Raw genomic sequence first — 21,619 nt, 5'->3', positions numbered from 1 at the left:
GCGGACTCCCGCCGCCAGCGTCAGATGGCGACGGCCATCGGGTGAAAATTGTTAATGAAAGATTAAATTCATCCTTTATGCTGGAGAGCAATTGCTCTGACTGGATACCCGACATGGATGTGCAACTGATCCTGCTCTACCTCTCGCCGCTCTTTCTGGCCTTCATCGGCTGGGAGATGCTCTACCTGCGCAAACATGGCGCCGCCTATCCCACCGCCGGCTACCAGTGGAAGGATCTCTTCGCCAACGCCACCCTGGCGCTGATGCACCAGGGGGGCGACGCGCTGACGGCCATCGCCATCGCCTACCTCTACGACGCCCTCTGGGGCTGGCGGCTGCTGGATATCGATCTCAACATCTGGAGCCTGCTGCTGCTCTTTTTGTTGCAGGATCTCTGCTATTGGCTGTTCCACTTCGCCAGCCACCACGTGCGTTGGCTCTGGGCCTCCCACGTGGTGCACCACAGCTCGGAGCGGCTCAACCTCTCCACCGCCTTTCGCCAGAGCCTGATGTACCCGGTCTCCGGCATGTGGCTGTTCTGGATCCCGATGATCCTCATCGGCTTCCCGCCCGAGGCAGTGGTGGCCACCGTGCTCTTGAGCCTGGGTTTTCAGTTCTTCGTCCACACCCAGATGGTGGGCAAGCTCGGCAGGCTGGAGTGGGTTTTTAACACCCCCTCCCACCACAGGGTGCACCACGCCAGCAACGCCAAATACATAGACCGCAACTTCGCCGGCGTGCTCATTATCTGGGACAGGCTGTTTGGCACCTTCGTGGAAGAAGATCCGGCCGAGCCGTGCCGCTTCGGCATCACCAAGCCCATCCACAGCTTCAACCCGCTCACCCTCACCTTCCACGAGTGGCGCGACATGCTGCAAGAGGCCCGCGGCCTGCCCTGGCGGCAAAAGCTCGCGGTGCTGTTTGGCAAGCCGGCCGGTCCTGCCAGCCGCTAAGTCCTTGCCGCAGCTAAAACAAGTGCATGTCGCAGACAAAAAGAGAGCGCCCCTGGGCGCTCTCTTGCATTGGGTCACCACCCGGTCAGACGTGAGCAAAAGACCAGATGGCGGGGATCAGGCTCAGCAGCGTCACTCCGGCCAGCAGCCACTCGCGCCCGCTGAGTCGCAGCTCGGCCCCCAGCTGGCGGCGGCTGTAGAGAAACAGCAGCAGACCCGGTCCGTAGAGCAGCAAGGAGAGCAGCAGGTACTCCACGCCGGCGGCGTAGAGCAGCCAGAAGCCGTAACCACTCGACACCAGGGCCACAGCCCGAACTAGGCCATTGCCCTCCCTACGCAAGGAGAGCTTAAGCAGGAACAGACCGATCAACAGGTAGGGTACCAGGATCATCGAGGTGGAGATGAGCAGCAGGTTGGTGTAGCCCTTGCCGAGCAGCCACACCAGCAGCAGACAGCCCTGCACCGTCAGGCTGGTGAGCCACAGCGATGCGATGGGGGTGCCGTTGCGGTTCTGGCGCCGGAAGATGGCCGGGAAGGCGCCGTGGCGCGCTGCGCTGAACGGCACCTCGGCCGAGAACAGGGTCCAGCTCACGTAGGAGGCCAGTACCGAGACGATGAGGCCGACGCTGATGAACAGCTTGCCCCAGGAGCCCGTCATCTGGGCCATCAACCCCGCCATGGAGGGGTTGGGCAGGGCCGCGAGCTCGGGGCGACTCAGGATCCCGAGCGCCAGCACCGAGATGAGCACATAGAGCAGCAGCGCCAGCACCACCCCGAGCACGGTGGCCGTGCCCACGTCCCGCTTGTGTCTGGCCCGGGCCGACAGCACCGCCGCCCCCTCGATGCCGGTGAAGACCCAGAGAGTGATGAGCATGGTGTTGCGCACCTGCTCGGAGACCGGCGTTGCCAGGGTGCTGCCCTGCTGATCCGCCGCAAAGGTGACCGGGTCGAACCAGTAGCAGGCAAACAGGATGAACAGCAGCAGCGGCAGGCTCTTGGCCAGGGTCGCCACCAGGTTGAACAGGGCCGCCTGCTGCACACCGCGGGCCACCAGCAGGTGCACCGCCCAGAGAATGCAGGACTCGCCGATGAAGGCCGCCAGGGTGTTGCCCTCGCCAAACCAGACCCGCTCCGGCGTGTCAACGAAGCTGCCCAGCGCCGCGAAGGCAATCACCAGATAGCCCACCACGCCGATGGTGGCGCAGAGCCAATAGCCCCAGGCGGAGAAGAAACCCACCAGATCGCCGAAACCGGCGCGGGCATAGCTGTAGATGCCGCCATCGAGATCCGGCCTTAATCGCGACAGATACAGAAAACTCATGGCGAGCGCCAGGATGCCCACCCCGGTCACCCCCCAACCGATCAGTACGGCGCGCGCGCCGGCCACCTCGGCCATGTTCTGCGGCAGACTGAAGATCCCCGCTCCTACCATGGAGCTGAACACCAGCGCGGTGAGGGACCAGAGCCCGATCTTGCTCTCTTTCATGGGCTCTCCTTAGCGCAGCCGACTGCTCAGTGCCTGGATATGCTCCGGCCCGATGCCGCAGCAACCGCCGATAAGGTTTGCCCCGGCAGCGCGCCAGCGCTCGGCCCAGCCAAAGTAATCCAGCGGTCCCAGATCGGTGCGGATCTCGTCCAGCCCGTCGTTGGCGGTCGCTTCCTTGGGCTGGGGCGGGAAGGCGTTGGCATAGGCGCCGAGCCGGATGTCGCTGCGGCCCAGCGCCTGCAACGCGGCACCGGCCACCTTGAGCGCCCCTTCGATCACCTCGGGCTGACAGCAGTTGAACAGGATGGCGTCCACCCCGGCCGATGCCAGCGCGGTCACCGCATCGGCCACTCGCTCGCCGGAGCGCAGGGTTGGCTCACTGCCCGGCGCCTCGTCTTCCAGGGTGAAGGAGACCCAGAACGGCTTGCCATCCTCGAGCAGCAGGGCCCGGATAGCCAGCGGCTCGGCGATGAGGCTCATGGTCTCCGCCAGCCAGAGATCCACGTGGGGGGAGAGCGCCCGAATAAGCGGGGTCGCCAGCTCGCTCGCCCGGCCCGCATCGAACAGGTCGGCGCGATAGGAACCAAACAGCGGCGGCAAGGAGCCGGCCACCTGCACGCGACCCGGCTGCTCGTCAGCCACCTCGCGGGCCAGCTGGCCGGCCAGCGCCGCCAGCCCTTCCCCCTCTGCCACAAAACGCGCATCACCAATATGAAACGGTACCAGCGCATAGCTGTTGGTGGTGATGACCCGGGCCCCGCTCGCCACATAGGCCTGATGCACCTCGCGCACCGTCTCGGGGGCCTCCATCAGGGCCAGCGCCGACCACTCCGGCTGGCGAAACGGCGCACCCCGCCGTGCCAGCTCGCGTCCCATGCCGCCATCCAGTACCCACAAATCCTTTGTATCCATCTCTGTCTCTCTGCGTGTCCCCGTCGTGACGGGTATTTATTGTGTGGAGCTACGATTAGCCATCAAAACATCTAGATGGCTACAGTGCCGTTGCATCATGACTCAAAGTAGAGGAAGAGGCAATCGGGTGCTACGAACAAATCTGAACAAGCTCAGGGAGATAACGGCAAAGGAAGGGAGGTATGGCTGTTGAAGGCTCAACACCAGGATGAGAAACGACAAGAGGCCACCCGAAGGTGGCCTCTTGTGGCAACAGAGGATCTGGCGGCTCAACGTCCGGCCAGTACCCGCTTGGTCTGCTTGACCCAGTCGGACACCCGACCCTGCTGGGGATACCCCTGCCAGATCTGCTCCCACTGGGCGGGGCTGAGCGGGCGGCCCAGCCGGCGCTGCACCCCGGCATAGAGGTAGTCGTGAGCCGTGGTGCGTGCCTGGGCCGAGGTGAGGAACTTGGCCACCGGATCGGTCAGGCGCACGTCCCGCATGCCCAGCAGCGGGTAGTCGCTGTGCACCGCCGCCAGCATGGTCTCGCGCATGGCCGACTCGATGTAGCCGCGGGCAAACAGGGCGGTCACCGACTCGAGCGATCCTTGATCCGGGCCGTGATACTCCTCGTCGAACACCGGACTCGGCTCCGCCACGGCGCTTTGCACCACCGCATCCGGGTCCTGCTGCGGCACCACCACGGCCGCCTTGGGGGCAACCGGTTTGGCGACTGTGGTGGCCTTGCGCGGTGCGCTCTGGCTGCAGGCACCGAGTGCCAGGGCGAGCGCCACACAGGCCAGCGCACGGGAATGAGACTGCATCTTCATGATTGCTAACTAGCTCCTTTTACGATTCCTGAGCGGGTTTCTCGGCCGGCGTGGGCTCGACCCGGGTGACCAGCAGCTGGTCAATCTTGTAGCTGTCGATGTCCACCACTTCGAACTTGTAACCGGCGTATTTGACCGAATCGGTTCGCTTGGGGATCTTGCGCAGCATGTACATGATGAAGCCGGCGATGGTTTCATAATTCTGGTTTTCCGGGAACTCCTCGATGTCGAAGGCGCGCATCACGTCGGAGATGGGGGTCACCCCGTCCACCAGCCAGGAGTTCTCGTCCCGCTGCACGATCTGCTCTTCCACCACGTGGGTGGCCCACTCGCCCATGACGGTGCTCATCAGGTCGTTCATGGTGACGATCCCCACCACCAGGGCGTACTCGTTCATCACCACGGCAAAGTCGCCACGATGGTTCTTGAAGTACTCCATCGCCTCGTAGAGGTTGAGGGTGTCGGGGATGATGATGACGTTCTGCACCAGCGAGCCGCTGTTGAGATCGATGCTCTGGCCGCTGATGACCCGGATCAGCAGCTCCTTGGAGTCAACGAAGCCCTTGATGCTGTCGAGGTTGTGGTCACACACCAGAAACTTGTTGTGGGGGTGTTCGGCAATCTTGGCCTTGATGCTCTCCTCGCCCTCTTGCAGGGTGAAGTAGATGAGGCTCTCGCGCGCGGTCATGGCGGAGGTGACACCGAGGGACTGCAGCTCGAACACGTTCTCGATGAGCTGGTGCTCCTCGCGCTGGATGACGCCCGCTTCGGCGCCTGCATCCATCACCGCATAGATGTCGTCGGAGGTGATCTCGTCGTTGCGCACCATGGAGATGCGCAGCAGGCGGAACAGGCCGTTGGCCATGCCGTTGAACAGCCACACCAGCGGCATCAGCAGGGTGACGCACAGCAGCATGGGGCGTACCACCACCACGGCGATCCGCTCCGGCATGGTCATGGCGAGGCGCTTGGGCATCAGATCGGCGATCAGGATGAACATGCCGGTGACGAACACGAAGGAGGCTGCCGAGCTGATCTCGCCAAGCCAGGGCCCCTGATAGAACTCGGAGATGAACTCCTTGATGGCCGGGTTCAGGGCAGACTCGCCCAGGATACCGCCCAGGATGGCGACGGTGTTGAGCCCGATCTGCACCACGGTAAAGAAGTTGCCCGGCTGGGCCTGCAGTGCCAGTACCTTTTCGGCATGGCGGTTGCCCTCATCGGCCATCACCTGCAACTTGATCTTGCGGGAGGCGGCGAGGGAGATCTCGGAGAGAGAGAAGAACACGCTGCCGGCGACCAGCAGCATCAGGAAAAATAAACTATCGGCAAAACTCATGATTAACCTATTGCAACAGCCGCCTTAGCACAAGACGGCAAACTGGGTCCGGGAGACCGGACCGTGAGTCAATCCGGGACTCACACAGGGGGCATATTCTAGCAGAAAAGCGCCAAGCGGGTGGCGATATCTTGCACTGACTGAAAAGGCAACAAAAAAGGCGCTCAAAGCGCCTTTTTATGCATCTCAGACTCACCCTTTCCCCAGCAGGGTGCCCAGATCGTCCGCCTTGGTGTGGCGCACGTCCTTGCCCTTGACGTAATAGACGATGTACTCGCAGATATGCTGGCAGCGATCCCCCACCCGCTCGATGGCCCGCGCCGCCCACAGCACGTTGAGCACCTGCGGTATGGTACGCGGATCTTCCATCATGTAGGTCATCAGCTCGCGGATGATGGACTCGTACTCCCGGTCCACCTTGTCATCTTCCTTGTAGACCGCCAGCGCCGCGTCCAGATCCATGCGGGCGAAGGCGTCCAGCACGTCGTGCAGCATCTTGATGGTGCGGCGCCCCATGTTCTCCAGCGACACCAGCGGCGGCTGCGGCTTGTTGGCGTTGTCGGTCAGCATGCGGGCGATCTTGTCCGCCACATCGCCGATGCGCTCGAGATCGGTGATGGTCTTGATGATGGCCATCACCAGCCGCAGGTCGGAGGCGGTGGGCTGGCGCTTGGCGATGATGCGGGTGCACTCCTCGTCGATCGCCACTTCCATGGCGTTGACCTTGTGGTCGTTGGCGACGATCTTGCGCGCCGCGTCCAGATCCTGATCGTGGATCGCCGCGATGGCGTCGGTCAGCTGCTGCTCCACCAGCCCGCCCATCACCAGCACCTGGTTGCGCACGCTCTCGAGCTCGGCATTGAACTGACCGGAGATGTGTTTGTTGAGGTTCATATTGTCCATACAAATAATCCTTGATGCTCCGAGTATGCCTTAGTCGTTGAACTGACCGGTAATCTGTTTGTTGATGCCCATCTTGCTCATCTCAATAACCCTTGTTGCACCAACACGCCTTAGTCGTTGAACTGACCGGTAATCTGTTTGTTGATGCTCATCTTGCTCACCTCCATCGCCAGCACTTAGCCGTAACGACCGGTGATGTAGTCTTCAGTCTTCTTCTTGGCCGGGGTGGTGAAGATGGTGTTGGTGTCCGAGTACTCGATGAGCTCACCCATGTACATGAAGGCAGTCTGATCCGAGACCCGCGCCGCCTGCTGCATGTTGTGGGTCACGATCACCACTGTGAACTGGCTCTTGAGCTCGTTGATCAGCTCCTCGATGGTGAGGGTGGAGATGGGGTCGAGCGCCGAGGTCGGTTCATCCAGCAGCAGCACTTCCGGCTCGATGGCGATGGCACGGGCAATCACCAATCGCTGCTGCTGACCACCGGAAAGACCGAAGGCGTTGTCATGCAGCCGATCCTTCACTTCGTCCCACAGGGCGGCGCCGCGCAGGGAGCGCTCGGCCGCCTCGTCCAGGGTACGGCGATCATTGATGCCCTGCAGGCGCAGGCCATAGACCACGTTCTCGTAGATGGACTTGGGGAAGGGGTTGGGGCGCTGGAACACCATGCCCACCTGACGACGCAGGGCGGAGACATCGACGCTCTTGTCGTAGATGTTGTGGCCGTGCAGCTGAATTTCGCCCTCGATGCGGCAGATCTCCACCAGGTCGTTCATCCGGTTGATGCAGCGCAGCAGGGTGGACTTGCCGCAGCCGGAGGGGCCGATAAAGGCGGTGACCTGGCCCTTGGGGATCTTCATGTTGACGTTGAACAGCGCCTGCTTGTTGCCGTAGTACAGGTTGAGATCCTTCACTTCCAGCGCGGTCTGCTCCGGGCTCAGGTTGAGCAGGTCGGTCGCGGTGTGCTGGCTGGATGCGGTCGTTACGTTGATCATCTGTTACCTCAAAATCTGTCGGTGGCGGCGGGCACTCTCATTGCCCACGGCCGGAACGCTTGGCTGGCAGGGAACCCCGTTCCCTGCCCGTCTCTGTGGTGCTGGTCTATCAGTGTTCCAGCGACCGGAATTTTTCACGCAAGTGGTTGCGGATACCGATGGCCGTCAGGTTGAGGCCGACGATCACCGTCACCAGCAGGAAGGAGGTGGCATACACCAGCGGGCGCGCTGCCTCGACGTTGGGGCTCTGGAAGCCGACGTCATAGATGTGGAAGCCCAGATGCATGAACTTGCGCTCCACGTGCAGGTACGGGAAGTTGCCGTCCATCGGCAGGGTCGGTGCCAGTTTCACCACCCCCACCAGCATCAGCGGCGCCACTTCACCGGCCGCACGGGCGATGGCCAGGATGAGGCCGGTCATGATGGCCGGGCTCGCCATCGGCAGCACGATACGCCACAGGGTCTCGGCCTGGGTGGCCCCCAGTGCCAGCGAGCCCTGACGGATGGTGCTCGGGATCCGGGCCAGCCCCTCTTCGGTGGAGACGATCACCACCGGCAGGGTCAGGATGGCCAGGGTCAGCGCCGACCAGATGACACCGGGGGAGCCAAAGGTCGGGCTCGGCAGCGCTTCCGGATAGAACAGCTGGTCCAACGAACCACCGAGGGTGTAGACGAAGAAGCCCAGACCGAACACGCCGTACACGATGGAGGGCACGCCCGCCAGGTTGATCACCGCGATGCGGATGATCTTGGTCAGGCTGTTCTTGCCCGCGTATTCATGCAGATAGACCGCCGCCACCACGCCGAGCGGGGTCACGATGATCGCCATCAGGAACACCATGAAGACGGTGCCGAAGATGGCCGGGAACACCCCGCCCTCGGTGTTGGCCTCGCGCGGATCGTCGGAGACAAACTTGCCGATCTGGTGGAACCAGTAGCCCACCTTGGCCGGCAGACTCATGTCGTTGGGCCACACCACGTCCAGCACCTTGGACATGGGCATGGTCACCAGCTCGCCGCGCATGTCCTTGACCGTGATGCTGTCTCTGTCCGCCTGGGCACGCAGGGAGAACAGCTCTTTTTCCAGCACCTGATAACGGTCGTTGAGGGCCTGACGCTCGCTCGCCAGCTCGGCTTTAAGCTGATCGGTCAGCTTGTCGTCCAGCTCGGCCTTGCGCTCTTTCAGGCGCAACCGCTCCAGTTGATAGTTGATGCTGCCGATGTCCCCTTTTTGCAGATCGTCGGCCTGCTCGGAGAGACCGTTGGCCCGCGCCAGCACGCGCTGCAGGGCAGGATGCAGGTTCTCGGTCAGCGCCTTGCCATCCTCTTTCACCCCGACGATGTAGCCGTAGAAGTTGCCGTTGGTGGCACGCTCCACCATGGCCAGCTCGGTCGGCAGGCTCTGGGACTTGATGTCGGTCTCCAGTACCCAACGGAAGTCCAGGTCGACGAACTCGCGGTTGCCGGTCTTGACCAGATAGCGGGTCAGCAGCTCGCGCTCTTCCCCCTCCAGCGGCAGACCGGCGGCCCGTAGCCGCTCTACCGGCACCAGCTCGCGGTCGTTGATCTCGCCAATCAGCACGCTCTTGTTGCCCTGGGCGTCTTCCAGTTGCCACTCATAGATGGGATGGGGCCAGAAGTAGACCAGCCCACGCCAGCCGATCAGCAGCAGCAGACCCAGTACCGCTACCAGACTCAGGCTGACGGCGCCGCCGGTCATCCAGATCCAGGGGGCCCCCGATTTAAACCACTTACCCATTGTCGATTCCTCGGTCCTTTCAGAGCAGCCCATCACAGAGAGCTGTATTTTTCACGCAACCGCTGACGGATGAACTCGGCCAGGGTATTGAACAAGAAGGTGAACACGAACAGCACGAAGGCAGCGAGGAACAGCACCCGATAGTGCGAGCTGCCCACTTCCGATTCCGGCATCTCCACCGCGATGTTGGCGGCCAGGGTGCGCAGCCCCTGGAACATGGAGAAGTCCATGATGGGCGTGTTGCCGGTAGCCATCAGCACTATCATGGTCTCGCCCACCGCGCGGCCAAGGCCCATCATCACCGCCGAGAAGATGCCCGGGCTCGCGGTGAGGATCACCACCCGGCTCAGGGTCTGCCAGGGGGTTGCCCCCAGCGCCAGCGAGCCCTGGGTGAGGTGCTTGGGCACCGAGAAGACCGCGTCTTCGGCGATGGAGAAGATGGTCGGAATGACCGCGAAGCCCATGGCGATGCCCACCACCAGCGAGTTGCGCTGGTCGAACTTGATGCCCATCTCGTGGGTCAGCCAGATGCGCGAATCACCGTGCATGAAGGCGTTCTCGATGAGCGGGCTCACCGCGAAGGCGCCCCAGCCAATCAGCAGCAGCACCGGGATCAGAAAGATGGCGTGCCACCCTTCCGGCAGCCAGGATTTGCCGCGCTCCGGCAGGTAGTTCCAGATCAAGGCGGTCAGCAGCATCCCCATCGGCAGCAGGATCAGCAGCAACACCACGCCGGGCAGCGCCCCCTCGATGATGGGTGCCAGCCACAGACCGGCCAGGAAGCCGAGGATAACGGTCGGCAGGGCCGCCATGATCTCCACGGTCGGCTTGACGTATTTGCGCAGCCCCGCCGACATGAAGTAGGCGGTGTAGATGGCGCCGGCGACGCCGAGCGGCACCGCAAACACCATGGCATAGAAGGAGGCCTTGAGGGTGCCAAACACCAGCGGCACCAGGCTCAGCTTGGCTTCAAAGTCGTTGCTGGCGGAGGTGGACTGCCACACGTACTGGGGCTCGGGATAGCCTTCGTACCACACCTGTTGCCAGAGAGCCGACCAGGTCACCTCGGGGTGCTCGTTCTCCACCGCGAACAGCTTGAAGGCATCACCCTGCTGCATCAGCAGCACGTTGTGACGGGGGGAGATGGCCAGGGCCGACAGGGCGCCGCCCTCCACCTTCTCGCTCAGCAGCTTGGTCTCGCCAGTGGCGTGGAAGAAGCTGACGGTGCCCTCTTTGTCGGCACTGATGAAGCCCTTACGAAAGTGTTCCGGGGTCAGCTGCGCCACGGCACCATCGCCCTTGAAATCACGGATCTGGGTGAACTGGCGCTTGCCATCCCGGGCCACTTCGAACCACTGGGAGATGACGCCGTTGTCGTTGCCCACCAGCAGGGAGGAGGCGCCGGAGAGCAGCTCGACCTGGGTCACGTTGGCGTTGGGGGCATTGATCTCCATGACATCGCGCAGGGAGATGTCATTGAGGTTGTGAATGTCGTAGACAGAGAGGCGGTTGCCTTCGCGCACGAACAGAATGCGCAGGTTGGGGGTCAGCAACATCTGATCCACATGGCGCGGCAGGGACGGGATGCTGTAGTTCTGGGCGCTCCACTCGATGTCACCGGAGAGGAAGTTCTCCTCGCCGCTCATCACCGCCATCACGCCACGACCATCGGCGGTCACGGCGGCGGTGGCCATCTTGTCCTTGGTGGCTTCAAACACCATGAGCGTCAGCGCCTTGCCCTGGGGGTCCACCACCACCGGCTCTTCGCCGAAGGGGGACTGCAGGCTGGGCTCGATGACCCGCACATCGTTGGGATAGGAGACCTTGAAATAGGGCTGCACCACCTGGGCCTTGCCATCGGCAAAACCATAGGCGATGAGCTTCTGGCCTGGCGCGGGCGGGGCAACGGCGGTGATGTCACCCTTCACCTGTGCCTGACCCAGCACCTGGCCCACCTTGACCTTGCCATCCCCCTGGACGGCGAAGAAGTTGACCTGGCCTTTGTCGCTGAAGCGATAGCCAATCTCGTTCTGCTCTTCCACCCCGAGCCAGGCGGTCTTGCCCGCCACGGGCAAGGTAAATGACGCGGTCGGCTCCATCGTGGCGCCATTGAAGATGGGTTTCACCACATAGAGCAGATAGAAGAAAATGAGCAACAGGGCAACCAGCACCAGAGCACCACCCGTGGTGACCCCGTACTTGGCCAACTTATCCTTGATACGGCGCTTTCTGCTGCCCGCCATACCTAAGTTTATCGATTCCGATGACATGCAAAACCTCAATGTGAGCTAGGCTTGGCGGCATTATATGGCGGTTGCATGACAGTTTTGTTACATCAAGGCCCTCTGGGAAGAGGTTATTTTAAAGGGGAATTCAGACCAGAGTTCGCTGGCAAACAGCATTGCCAACCATATGTTTTATAAGAAGATTCAGGATAATGTAACGCGCGAAGGCGGCCTCGCCGACTTCGCCGTTCTCAGTCGGCGGGGCCGCCGCTTTGTTGCAGTGCCAATCTGGCGGCCTTTTTCTCGGCGCGCCGCCGCCGAAAGAAATCCGACAACTGGGCCGAGCAGGCATCGGCCAGCACACCGCCGGTCAGTTCGACCCCGTGGTTGTGGCGCGGGTCCTGCAAGATCTCGAACACCGAACCCGCCGCGCCGGTCTTGAGGTCACGGGCACCGTAGACCACCCGCTTGACCCGGCAGTGGATGAGGGCACCGGCGCACATGCAGCAGGGCTCCAGAGTGACATAGAGGGTGGTATCGAGCAGACGGTAGTTTTGCAGCCGAACGCCGGCGGCCCGGATCGCCATCACTTCGGCATGGGCACAGGCATCGTGCTCGCTGATGGAGCGGTTCCAGCCCTCCCCCACGATCTCGTCACCCAGCACCAGCACGGCCCCGACCGGGATCTCGCCGATCCCCTCCGCCCTCTCGGCCAACGCCATGGCATGGCGCATCCAGCGTTCATCCTGCTCGCGCTGGCTCACTGATTCTGTGACGTCTGATGGTTTCACACCCTGGCTCCTCTCTGTGACGGGTTGTCGGCCACTCACTTGCAGCTTGATTGCCTGCCGGCCATTGACCGCAACCGGGTAATGCCACCAAGCAGCATGTGGCGGGATCCCCGGCAATACGGGGCGGCGATTATGCCAAATCTGCGCCACAGCCCCAAGTCGCATCTTGCCTGCACAATAAAGAAGCAGTCAGCATCTCCCTGATAAAAAAGGAGTTGCACCCATTTGCTCAGATCATTAGACTTCCCTCCGTCAGCTCGAACTGACCTCGTCGGTGTGTAGCGCAGCCAGGTAGCGCATCTGCATGGGGTGTAGAGGGTCGGAGGTTCGAATCCTCTCACACCGACCAATTTCCCCGAAAATAGCCCAGTCTCGCGACTGGGCTATTTTTTTGCCTGCTTTATATTTCCGCCACATATTTCCGCCAAAACTGTCGTAGCGCGTCAGCCGACCCGCTCAATGCTCTTCCTGGGTGAGCCTGTCGCAGAGTCACCACACAGTTGTGGTACAAATTTCATTCAGAACCACTTGAAACCTTTCAAGAGTCCCGCTAGGATACGCAACTTTTCCGCCGGCAGTTCAAACAGGGAGGTGGGAGCGCGGGTGATGGAGTCACCGACCGGCTTGCAATCAATGAGGCAAGCACCCATGACCAAAGCAGTTGAAACACAGCCCGAGTACGCCCCTCTGCCCCAACCGGCTACCGAGTCGGCAACCAATCAGTATGCCACCGAACACGGCCCGGTCGTGCGGCTCGATGTCGTCGATCTGGCGGCCCCGGACGATGATTACTGAGTCGACGGCGCAGACATGTCGCTTTTGAACTACCGGGAGAAAATGGCAGTGGCACTGGAAATAGCGCCCCGTTTTACCTCCTTTGAGGGCCAGGATGGCCCGCTGACACAAATAACAACAAAATGCTGCATAACTAAATAACAGTAGTCATATCAACTACCACATCCCCTCCCCGCCCCCAGGCGCCTCATCCACCCAAGTGATACAAACCTACGTTATTGCGCCTCACTTTCTCCTCTTCTGCCGACCAGATCCCATTCGACCCCTTTTAGCTTTGGTTGTTTTAAACAAGCGTTCTCTCCTTAACACCAGCAGGAGTTAAATGCCTGCTGGGTTTACACCTTTCATTTCATACATGTGTTTTTTAGAAGCTTGGAGTTAGGTCGGGATTTGTTTTTGCATTTGTAATTTTATTACGTAATAACTTACACCCCTGCGTCCCTGCCCCCCCTCACCATCCGCCACCGGCAGGGGATGAAAAACAAGAGCATAACCATCTGCATAGAGTTTTTACGCTAATCATATAAATTGTTCATAAACATCAACTTAATATCATGAGCAAAACGTGCGTTTTAAAAAACCTGTTGACGAATAGAGCAATATTTCGCACCTTATGAATCGTGTTACCCCGTTGTTACGGGAAGTTTGAAAAAACAGGGATCGACTTTAGTCGTAGTTAATTAGTTCAAAATGTAATTCTCAAAGGAGTGAACCCTATGTCGGCACCGGCCCAGACCCACTGCAGCGCTCGTCTGCGCATCCAGGGCGAGACGCATCCCGATTACGCGCAAATTCTGACGCCGGATGCGGTGGCCCTGGTATCCGAACTGGTGGAACGCTTTGCTCCCCAACGGGACGAATTGTTGAAACAACGTGTGGCGCGCCAGGCCCGTATCGACGGCGGCGAGCTGCCCGATTTTCTGCCTGAAACCGCCCACATCCGCGCCGGAGACTGGACGGTGCGCGGCATTCCCGCCGACCTGCAAGATCGCCGCGTGGAGATCACCGGCCCGGTCGAGCGCAAGATGGTGATCAACGCCCTCAACGCCAACGTCAAGGTATTCATGGCGGACTTCGAGGATTCGCTGGCACCGGCCTGGAACAAGGTGATCGAGGGTCAGATCAACCTGCGCGATGCGGTCAATGGCACCGTCTCCTACACCAGCCCGGAAGGGAAGGCCTACACCCTGAACGCCGATCCGGCCGTGCTTATCTGCCGGGTGCGCGGTCTGCATCTGCCGGAAAAACATGTCACCTTCGATGGAGCCCCCATTCCCGGCGGCCTGTTCGACTTCGCTCTCTACTTCCTGCACAACTATCAGGCGCTGCTGGCCAAGGGCTCCGGCCCCTATTTCTACGTACCCAAGCTGCAGAGCCATCTGGAAGGGCGCTGGTGGAGCGAAGTGTTCGCCTGGACCGAGGACAAGTTCGGCCTGCCCCGCGGCACCATCAAGGCCACCGTGCTGATCGAAACCCTGCCGGCGGTGTTCGAGATGGATGAGCTGCTCTATCAGATGAAGGATCACATCGTCGCCCTCAACTGCGGCCGCTGGGATTACATCTTCAGCTACATCAAGACCTTGAAGAACCACCCCGATCGCGTCCTGCCGGACCGTCAGGTAGTGACCATGGACAAGCCCTTCCTCTCCGCCTATTCGCGGCTGCTGATCAAGACCTGCCACAAGCGCGGCGCGCTGGCCATGGGTGGCATGGCGGCCTTTATCCCGGCGAAAGATCCTGCCGTGAATGAACAGGTATTTGCCAAGGTGAAGGCTGATAAAGAGCGTGAGGCCAACAACGGCCACGACGGCACCTGGGTGGCCCACCCCGGCCTCGCCGATACCGCCATGGCGGTGTTCAACGCTGCTATCCCGGCTGGCGCCAGCAACCAGATAGGCGTGCTGCGCGAGCAGGATACCCCCATCACGGCCGCCGAGCTGCTGGCCCCCTGCGAAGGTGAGCGCACCGAGGCCGGCATGCGCACCAACATCCGGGTGGCGCTGCAATATCTGGAAGCCTGGATCAACGGCAACGGCTGCGTGCCCATCTACGGTCTGATGGAAGATGCCGCCACCGCCGAGATCTCCCGCACCTCCATCTGGCAGTGGATCCGCCACGGCAAGAGCCTGTCGAACGGCAAGGTGGTGACCAAGGAGCTGTTCCGCCAGATGCTGGCCGAGGAGCAGGAGGTGGTCAAAGCCGAAGTGGGGGCCGAGCGCTGGCAGGCAGGCCGCTTCGCCGAGGCAAGCGAGCTGATGGAACAGATCACCTGCGCTGATACTCTGATCGATTTTCTGACGCTGCCCGGTTACGAGCGGCTCTGAACTACGGGCCTCCCCAGCGGGGCTCGCCAATAACAAGTCAATGGAAACGTGAAATCAATGAAAGAGGGAACTGATATGGCACTGACCCGTGAGCAACAGATCCAGGCTATCGAGAAAGACTGGGCGGAAAACCCCCGCTGGAAAGGGATCAAGCGCGGCTACAGCGCCGAAGACGTGGTAAACCTGCGTGGCAGCCTGCAACCGGTGCACACCCTGGCCCAACGCGGTGCCGACAAACTGTGGGAACTGATCCACGGCGGCGCCAAGAAAGGCTATGTAAACTGCCTCGGCGCGCTGACCGGCGGTCAGGCGGTGCAACAGGCCAAGGCGGGCATCGAGGCAATTTACCTCTCCGGCTGGCAGGTGGCGGCGGACAACAACCTCTCCTCCACCATGTACCCGGATCAGTCCCTCTACCCGGCCAACTCGGTGCCGTCGGTGGTGGAGCGCATCAACAACTCCTTCGCCCGTGCCGACCAGATCCAGTGGGCCAACAAGGTGGGCCCGCAGGACAAGGGCTTCATCGACTACTTCCTGCCTATCGTGGCGGATGCCGAAGCCGGTTTCGGCGGCGTGCTGAACGCCTTCGAGCTGATGAAGGGGATGATTGAAGCGGGCGCCGCCGGCGTGCACTTCGAAGATCAGCTGGCATCAGTGAAAAAATGCGGCCATATGGGCGGCAAGGTGCTGGTGCCGAGCCAGGAAGCGGTGCAGAAGTTGATCGCGGCCCGTCTGGCAGCCGATGTCTGCGGCACCACCACCCTGGTGATCGCCCGTACCGACGCCAACGCCGCCGACCTGCTGACCACGGACGCCGATCCGTACGATGCCGGCTTCCTGACCGGTGAGCGCACCTCAGAAGGCTTCTACAAGGTGCAGGCCGGTATCGAACAGGCCATCTCCCGCGGTCTGGCCTATGCCCCTTACGCCGACATGGTGTGGTGCGAAACTGCCAAGCCGGATCTGGACGAGGCGCGCAAGTTTGCCGAGGCCATCAAGGCCCAGTACCCGGACAAGATCCTGGCCTACAACTGCTCGCCGAGCTTCAACTGGAAGAAGAACCTGGACGATGCCACCATCGCCCGCTTTCAGCAGGAGCTGTCCGACATGGGCTACAAGTACCAGTTCATCACCCTGGCGGGTATCCACAACATGTGGTTCCACATGTACGAGCTGGCCTACCAGTACGCCCGTGGCGAAGGGATGAAGCACTATGTCGAGATGGTGCAGCAGCCGGAATTCGCCGCTGCCGAGCGGGGTTACACCTTCGTGGCACACCAGCAGGAAGTGGGTACCGGTTACTTCGACAAGGTCACCACCGTCATTCAGGGTGGCCAATCCTCGGTGACCGCGCTGACCGGCTCGACCGAAGAAGATCAGTTCCACTGATAGGCGGAACTCTTTGAGAGAGTCCTTGAGATAGCAAAACCCCGGCCAGTGGCCGGGGTTTCTTTTTTGAAAGGCCCTTCTCCCGAAGGGAGAAGGAACAAAGCGATAGAACCTGTTCACGGTCTGTGACGAGAGGTCGTCAGCAAGGTGAAGAGCAGCGCAGGAACCGGAGTGTATATGGATACATGAGGATTCCGAGCAGCACATGAGCCTTGCTCACGGCCTCACAGTAAGAACGTGACCAGGTTCTCAGAGCTCGAGGATCTCTTTGACAAAGGGAATGGTCAGCTTGCGCTTGGCACGGAAGGAAGCATTGTCGAGCTGATTGAGAGTGGTGAGCAGGGTGCGCATGTCGCGCGAGAGGCGGTTGAGCAGGAAGCGGCCCACGTCGATGGGCAGTTTGAAGCCCCGCAGCTCGGCACGCAGCTGCAGGGCACTGAGCTTGCCTTCATCGTCCAGCTCGTCGAGATGGAAACTCACTCCCCAGTCGAGGCGCGAGGCGAGATCCGGCAGTTGCAGCCCCAGTTTGCGCGGCGCGCTGCAACCGGTCACCACCAGGGTACCCTCGCCCTTCTCCTGCCAGCGGTTGTAAAAATCGAACAGGGCCCGCTCCCACAGCGCATTGCCGGCGATCGCCTCCAGGCTGTCGAGGCAGACCAGCGGCAGGCTTTCGAGGGCGTCGAGCATGCTGGGGTCGAGCTGTTCGAACTGATCGAGGGAGAGATAAGCGGCTGCGGCGTCGCGGGCATTGACCTCGGCGCAGGTAGCATGCAGCAGATGGGAGCGGCCCGATCCCTTGGCCCCCCAGAAATAGAGGAAAGGCGAGCCCTGACCAATGGCCGCATTTTTGAGGGCGGTGATCAGATGAGCATTGTTGCCGGGATAAAAACTGACGAAGGTTTCATCATCCGGTAGTTGTACGGCTAAAGACAGTTGGGCCGGTTGCTTCACTCGTTGGGCTTTGACTGTGACATTTGCGGGCAAGTGTATCATCGCGAAGGCGGATAGAGAACCGCCCGGACGATGCCGGGCGGTGTGGATCCTCATAAAGGATCCAGGCTGCGACCATTGCTAACGAAAGCGGCTACTCCTTGGCCGGCGCGAAAAACCGCACCCTGGGCCCACGCTGGTTGTGCGCGGACAGCCGGTCAGGATCCTCGCCAGGATCAGGGCTGCGACCATTGATAGCTCAGCCCCTCGGGGGTATCCGCCAGCTGGCGCAGCCGGCTCTCCAGCTGCAGCCCGCGGATGAGCTCGGCCTTGTCCCCTTGCAGGCTCAGGTTGAAAGTCACCTTGTCCCCCTCCAGTTTGCCAATCTCCACCTTGGTGACGCTGGCCATCCCCTGCAACATCTTCTGCACCGTGATCATGCCGTCGATGCCAGACAACCCCTCCACCACCAGTGTCTGGCTGGAGGCGACACCCGAGATGCGCGCCCCGTAGTTCTGCACCAGCCAGCCTGCCAGGGCATCGGCGAACGTCTGCGCCACCTCGGCCTGGGTGCCGGCGCCCTCACCCTTGGTCAGTTCGCTCAGGTCACCGCCCGCTTTGGGGCCGTAGAGTCCCCAGTCAATGTTCCACTTGCCCTCCTCCTTGCCATCGGGCGTCAGCTTGCCCAGCACCACCATCTCGGCGCCGTAACGCTGGCTCGCCTTGAGGATGGGGTCGGCGAAGCGGCCCCAGACGTCGGTGGCGTTGACCGCCATGTTGTCATCCAAGTCCATCAGCGGAATGCTGACCGGCAGCCCCATGGCCTGGGCCTGGGTACGCAAGGCGGCAGCCCAGCCATCGCTGGACTGATCCGGCAGAATGCGCCGCTCCCCTTCATTGATCACCAGCCAGATGGCCACTTGTGGCCGAGCCGGGCCCAGCAGGGCGAACTTGCTCTCGGCCACCAGGGCATTGACCTTGGCCACGTCGAAATCGGCCTTGAGAAACTTTACCGGCCCCACGTCCTGATAACCGTAGTGCTGCACGAACTCGCCGGGGGCCGCCAGCGCCTTGACCACCGCCGGCTGGGTCAGGATGTCGCGCTTGCCGGTCACCTTGATCAGCACCTCGCCCAGGGCCTGGGACTGAGCTGCCGCCATATCGCCGCTGGTGGGCGCCTTGCCCTGATAGAGATCGGTCACCTGGGCGGCCGACACCATGAATGACAAGCCGCAGCAGAGGGCGGTCACAACACGTTTGAGCATGAGAGGAGTCTCGAAATGGGAGATGGTGCTTATGGTAGCGGCAAGGCGCGCATGGCAGCAAGCCGGGGCGGGAGAAACAGCGGAGCCGGCGGGGTGCCGGCTCCGTTTGCGCGCCTGCTGGCGCGCGATGAGGCGATCGAGGCTTACTTGGTGCCGAAGATCTTGTCGCCGGCGTCGCCCAGACCCGGAACAATGTAGCCCTTCTCGTTCAGGCCCTGATCGATGGAGGCGCAGAACAGCTCCACGTCCGGGTGAGCGGCTTCCAGCGCCTTGATGCCTTCCGGCGCGGCAACCAGCACCAGCACCTTGATGGACTGGCAGCCCTTCTTCTTGAGCAGGTCGATGGTGGCGATCATGGAGCCGCCGGTGGCCAGCATGGGGTCGATGACCAGCGCCAGACGCTCTTCGATGTTGCTGACGATCTTCTCGAAGTAGGGAACCGGCTGCAGGGTCTCTTCGTCGCGGTAGATACCGACCACGCTGACGCGGGCGCTCGGCATGTGCTCCAGCACGCCATCCATCATGCCCAGACCGGCACGCAGGATGGGCACCACGGTGACCTTCTTGCCCTTGATCTGGTCAACTTCCACTGGCCCATTCCAGCCATCGATGGTAACCTTCTCGGTTTCGAAGTCAGAGGTCGCTTCGTAGGTCAACAAACTGCCCACTTCCTTGGCCAGTTCACGGAAACGCTTGGTGCTGATATCGCCTTCACGCATCAGACCGATCTTGTGCTTGACCAGGGGGTGTTTGACTTCAACGACTTTCATTATTATCTCCTCTAACTGCCGCAAAAAAATCGCGGAATCATACAACAAAAGCCGCCGCTTGTAGAGCATTTCCGCGCAAAAACGCGCAAACGATTTCCTTTCTGGTTTTTCACCGCCACTGTTAGAATACGCCCCGAATTTTACCCTCCACTTCTTTATATGACGGGGAATACGCGTGACTGACAAAACCTCACTGAGCTACAAGGATGCTGGCGTGGATATCGATGCCGGCAATGCACTGGTTGAACGTATCAAGGGCGTGTCAAAGCGCACTCGTCGTCCTGAAGTCCTTGGTGGTCTTGGCGGCTTTGGGGCCTTGTGTCAAATCCCTGCGGGCTACAAGGAGCCGGTGCTGGTCTCCGGCACCGACGGGGTGGGCACCAAGCTGCGCCTCGCCATCGACCTGAAGAAGCACGACACCGTCGGCATCGACCTGGTGGCCATGTGCGTCAATGACCTGATCGTGCAGGGCGCCGAGCCCCTCTTCTTCCTCGACTACTATGCCACCGGCAAACTGGACGTCGACACTGCCGCAGCCGTGGTCACCGGCATCGGTGCCGGCTGCGAGCAGTCCGGTTGCGCCCTGGTGGGCGGCGAAACCGCCGAGATGCCGGGCATGTATGAAGGGGAAGACTACGACATCGCCGGCTTCTGCGTCGGTGTGGTGGAGAAGAGCGAGATCATCGACGGCAGCAAGGTCGGCGAAGGGGATGCCCTGATCGCCCTGGCCGCCAGCGGCCCCCACTCCAACGGCTTCTCGCTGGTACGCAAGATCCTGGAAGTCTCCAAGGCCGACGTGCAGCAGCCGCTGGGTGACACCACCCTGGCCAACGCCCTGCTGGAGCCGACCCGCATCTACGTGAAACCCGTGCTCAAGCTCATCAAGGAGTGCGAGATCCACGCCCTGTCCCACATCACAGGTGGCGGCTTCTGGGAGAACATCCCGCGCGTGCTGCCCGCCAACACCCAGGCGGTGATCGACGAACAGAGCTGGCAGTGGCCGGCGGTGTTCAGCTGGCTGCAGCAGGCCGGCAACGTCACCCGCCACGAGATGTACCGTACCTTCAACTGCGGCGTCGGCATGATCATCGCCCTGCCAGCAGATCAGCTGGAAAAAGCGCTGACCCTGCTCAAGGCCGAAGGCGAGAACGCCTGGCATATCGGCCATATCGCCAAGGCGGCCGATGGTGAGGAGCAGGTCATCATTCAATGAATGACCGGATCAACAGCCAAATGACCTCCCCCATGAAGCGCATCCTGGTGCTGATCTCCGGCAACGGCAGCAACCTGCAGACCATCCTCGACGGCTGTGCCGATGGCAAGATTGCCGGTGAGGTGGTCGGTGTCATCAGCAACAAGGCCGATGCCTATGGTCTGGTGCGTGCCAAAGAGGCGGGGGTGGCCACCGCCATCCTCGCCCAGCAGCAGTTTGCCAGCCGGGAGGAGTATGACGCGGCCCTGTTGGCGCTGATGGCGGACTATCAGCCCGATCTGGTGGTACTGGCCGGGTTTATGCGGATCCTGAGTGCCGACCTGGTGCGGCACTTTGCCGGGCGGATGATCAACATCCACCCCTCCCTGCTGCCCAAGTATCAGGGGCTGCACACCCACCAGCGTGCCATCGAGGCCGGCGACGACGAACATGGCGCCAGCGTCCACTTCGTCACCGAAGAGCTCGACGGCGGCCCGGTGATCCTGCAGGCCCGCGTCCCCATCTTCGAAGGGGATGATGCTGACGAGGTGGCGGCCAGGGTACAGGTGCAGGAGCACAGCATCTACCCGCTGGTGGTGCAGTGGTTCTGTGAAGGGCGCTTGCAGATGCAAGCAGGGTCTGCCTTGCTCGATGGTAAGCAGCTTGGCCCGGCAGGCTATGCCAGCGAGTAATCGCTAACAACAGCATGCAAAATAGAACAAGGGAGGCCCAGGCCTCCCTTGTCATTTCTATCTACCAGCGCATTTGCTGCAGTCACG

The 21,619-nt window shown here is 61.4% G+C and carries 18 protein-coding genes and 1 tRNA gene; 7 read left to right on the top strand and 12 right to left on the bottom strand.

Translation table 11 applies throughout. The features are described 5' to 3' along the window. Window positions 1–113: 113 nt before the first annotated feature. Entirely contained in the window at window positions 114–953 is an 840-nt protein-coding gene (locus OKC44_RS05970; protein WP_236766650.1) for a sterol desaturase family protein, read from the top strand. Between the two features lie 85 nt (window positions 954–1,038). Here OKC44_RS05970 and OKC44_RS05965 read toward each other — a convergent pair whose 3' ends face one another. The 9 genes from OKC44_RS05965 to tadA all read right to left on the bottom strand — a co-directional run bounded on the left by OKC44_RS05965 (window position 1,039) and on the right by tadA (window position 12,175). Next, window positions 1,039–2,439 (bottom strand): basic amino acid/polyamine antiporter, encoded by a 1,401-nt coding sequence (locus tag OKC44_RS05965; protein WP_130632029.1) that lies wholly within the window; start codon window positions 2,437–2,439, stop codon window positions 1,039–1,041. 9 nt (window positions 2,440–2,448) lie between these two features. After that, a complete protein-coding gene (locus tag OKC44_RS05960; RefSeq protein ID WP_236766649.1) occupies window positions 2,449–3,351 on the bottom strand; it encodes a homocysteine S-methyltransferase family protein in 903 nt (300 codons plus the stop codon). A 269-nt stretch (window positions 3,352–3,620) separates the two neighbouring features. Beyond that, window positions 3,621–4,163: a hypothetical protein gene (locus OKC44_RS05955; protein ID WP_017409856.1), complete on the bottom strand. Its 543-nt coding sequence runs from the start codon at window positions 4,161–4,163 to the stop codon at window positions 3,621–3,623. Window positions 4,164–4,182: 19 nt separating this feature from the next. Then, on the bottom strand, window positions 4,183–5,502 hold the full coding sequence (locus OKC44_RS05950; RefSeq protein WP_011706614.1) for a hemolysin family protein: 1,320 nt from the start codon (window positions 5,500–5,502) through the stop codon (window positions 4,183–4,185). A gap of 192 nt (window positions 5,503–5,694) precedes the next feature. Beyond that, window positions 5,695–6,405: a phosphate signaling complex protein PhoU gene (gene phoU / locus OKC44_RS05945; RefSeq protein ID WP_005334097.1), complete on the bottom strand. Its 711-nt coding sequence runs from the start codon at window positions 6,403–6,405 to the stop codon at window positions 5,695–5,697. A gap of 176 nt (window positions 6,406–6,581) precedes the next feature. After that, window positions 6,582–7,400, bottom strand: a complete 819-nt coding sequence (gene pstB / locus OKC44_RS05940; protein ID WP_011706615.1) for a phosphate ABC transporter ATP-binding protein PstB — start codon at window positions 7,398–7,400, stop codon at window positions 6,582–6,584. Window positions 7,401–7,509: 109 nt separating this feature from the next. Continuing rightward, window positions 7,510–9,159: a phosphate ABC transporter permease PstA gene (pstA, locus tag OKC44_RS05935; RefSeq protein WP_011706616.1), complete on the bottom strand. Its 1,650-nt coding sequence runs from the start codon at window positions 9,157–9,159 to the stop codon at window positions 7,510–7,512. A gap of 32 nt (window positions 9,160–9,191) precedes the next feature. Continuing rightward, complete coding sequence (locus OKC44_RS05930) at window positions 9,192–11,429, bottom strand: ABC transporter permease subunit (protein WP_236766648.1); 2,238 nt, start codon at window positions 11,427–11,429, stop codon at window positions 9,192–9,194. Between the two features lie 206 nt (window positions 11,430–11,635). Continuing rightward, window positions 11,636–12,175: a tRNA adenosine(34) deaminase TadA gene (gene tadA / locus OKC44_RS05925; protein ID WP_168755974.1), complete on the bottom strand. Its 540-nt coding sequence runs from the start codon at window positions 12,173–12,175 to the stop codon at window positions 11,636–11,638. Between the two features lie 272 nt (window positions 12,176–12,447). On the opposite strand from tadA, the gene OKC44_RS05920 reads away from it, so the two are divergent. From OKC44_RS05920 to aceA, 4 genes are all read left to right on the top strand, one after another. Then, a tRNA-Pro gene (locus OKC44_RS05920) sits at window positions 12,448–12,524 on the top strand. Between the two features lie 299 nt (window positions 12,525–12,823). Further along, window positions 12,824–12,970, top strand: a complete 147-nt coding sequence (locus OKC44_RS05915; RefSeq protein ID WP_162837656.1) for a hypothetical protein — start codon at window positions 12,824–12,826, stop codon at window positions 12,968–12,970. Window positions 12,971–13,686: 716 nt separating this feature from the next. Beyond that, window positions 13,687–15,294 carry a malate synthase A gene (aceB, locus tag OKC44_RS05910; RefSeq protein WP_236766647.1) on the top strand — a complete coding sequence of 536 codons (1,608 nt, stop codon included), beginning with the start codon at window positions 13,687–13,689 and terminating at the stop codon, window positions 15,292–15,294. Between the two features lie 75 nt (window positions 15,295–15,369). After that, window positions 15,370–16,683 carry an isocitrate lyase gene (aceA, locus tag OKC44_RS05905; protein ID WP_011706620.1) on the top strand — a complete coding sequence of 438 codons (1,314 nt, stop codon included), beginning with the start codon at window positions 15,370–15,372 and terminating at the stop codon, window positions 16,681–16,683. A 249-nt stretch (window positions 16,684–16,932) separates the two neighbouring features. Here aceA and hda read toward each other — a convergent pair whose 3' ends face one another. The 3 genes from hda to upp form a co-directional block, all read right to left on the bottom strand. Further along, on the bottom strand, window positions 16,933–17,634 hold the full coding sequence (gene hda, locus OKC44_RS05900; RefSeq protein WP_016351307.1) for a DnaA inactivator Hda: 702 nt from the start codon (window positions 17,632–17,634) through the stop codon (window positions 16,933–16,935). Window positions 17,635–17,849: 215 nt separating this feature from the next. Then, on the bottom strand, window positions 17,850–18,878 hold the full coding sequence (locus OKC44_RS05895; RefSeq protein ID WP_236766646.1) for a DUF2066 domain-containing protein: 1,029 nt from the start codon (window positions 18,876–18,878) through the stop codon (window positions 17,850–17,852). Window positions 18,879–19,021: 143 nt separating this feature from the next. Next, window positions 19,022–19,648 (bottom strand): uracil phosphoribosyltransferase, encoded by a 627-nt coding sequence (gene upp / locus OKC44_RS05890; protein WP_005302745.1) that lies wholly within the window; start codon window positions 19,646–19,648, stop codon window positions 19,022–19,024. A 175-nt stretch (window positions 19,649–19,823) separates the two neighbouring features. Here upp and purM point away from each other — a divergent pair, with 175 nt between their 5' ends. Next, the gene (gene purM / locus OKC44_RS05885) at window positions 19,824–20,861 is read left to right on the top strand and encodes a phosphoribosylformylglycinamidine cyclo-ligase (protein ID WP_016351309.1); all 1,038 of its coding nucleotides are present in this window, start codon (window positions 19,824–19,826) and stop codon (window positions 20,859–20,861) included. Between the two features lie 32 nt (window positions 20,862–20,893). After that, window positions 20,894–21,532, top strand: coding sequence for a phosphoribosylglycinamide formyltransferase (gene purN, locus OKC44_RS05880; protein WP_236766645.1), 639 nt, complete (start codon window positions 20,894–20,896; stop codon window positions 21,530–21,532). Window positions 21,533–21,619 lie beyond the last annotated feature (87 nt).

This window comes from Aeromonas sp. S41-2 (assembly GCF_027705845.1).
GTDB classification, from domain to species: domain Bacteria; phylum Pseudomonadota; class Gammaproteobacteria; order Enterobacterales; family Aeromonadaceae; genus Aeromonas; species Aeromonas hydrophila.
This window is presented reverse-complemented; position numbering and strand designations above follow the sequence as displayed.

Coding starts and splice junctions, on each gene's coding strand:
- OKC44_RS05970 (WP_236766650.1), top strand. CDS start 114: ATGGATGTGCAACTGATCCTGCTCTACCTCTCGCCGCTCTTTCTGGCC.
- OKC44_RS05965 (WP_130632029.1), bottom strand. CDS start 2,439: ATGAAAGAGAGCAAGATCGGGCTCTGGTCCCTCACCGCGCTGGTGTTC.
- OKC44_RS05960 (WP_236766649.1), bottom strand. CDS start 3,351: ATGGATACAAAGGATTTGTGGGTACTGGATGGCGGCATGGGACGCGAG.
- OKC44_RS05955 (WP_017409856.1), bottom strand. CDS start 4,163: ATGAAGATGCAGTCTCATTCCCGTGCGCTGGCCTGTGTGGCGCTCGCC.
- OKC44_RS05950 (WP_011706614.1), bottom strand. CDS start 5,502: ATGAGTTTTGCCGATAGTTTATTTTTCCTGATGCTGCTGGTCGCCGGC.
- phoU (WP_005334097.1), bottom strand. CDS start 6,405: ATGGACAATATGAACCTCAACAAACACATCTCCGGTCAGTTCAATGCC.
- pstB (WP_011706615.1), bottom strand. CDS start 7,400: ATGATCAACGTAACGACCGCATCCAGCCAGCACACCGCGACCGACCTG.
- pstA (WP_011706616.1), bottom strand. CDS start 9,159: ATGGGTAAGTGGTTTAAATCGGGGGCCCCCTGGATCTGGATGACCGGC.
- OKC44_RS05930 (WP_236766648.1), bottom strand. CDS start 11,429: ATGTCATCGGAATCGATAAACTTAGGTATGGCGGGCAGCAGAAAGCGC.
- OKC44_RS05915 (WP_162837656.1), top strand. CDS start 12,824: ATGACCAAAGCAGTTGAAACACAGCCCGAGTACGCCCCTCTGCCCCAA.
- aceB (WP_236766647.1), top strand. CDS start 13,687: ATGTCGGCACCGGCCCAGACCCACTGCAGCGCTCGTCTGCGCATCCAG.
- aceA (WP_011706620.1), top strand. CDS start 15,370: ATGGCACTGACCCGTGAGCAACAGATCCAGGCTATCGAGAAAGACTGG.
- OKC44_RS05895 (WP_236766646.1), bottom strand. CDS start 18,878: ATGCTCAAACGTGTTGTGACCGCCCTCTGCTGCGGCTTGTCATTCATG.
- upp (WP_005302745.1), bottom strand. CDS start 19,648: ATGAAAGTCGTTGAAGTCAAACACCCCCTGGTCAAGCACAAGATCGGT.
- purN (WP_236766645.1), top strand. CDS start 20,894: ATGAAGCGCATCCTGGTGCTGATCTCCGGCAACGGCAGCAACCTGCAG.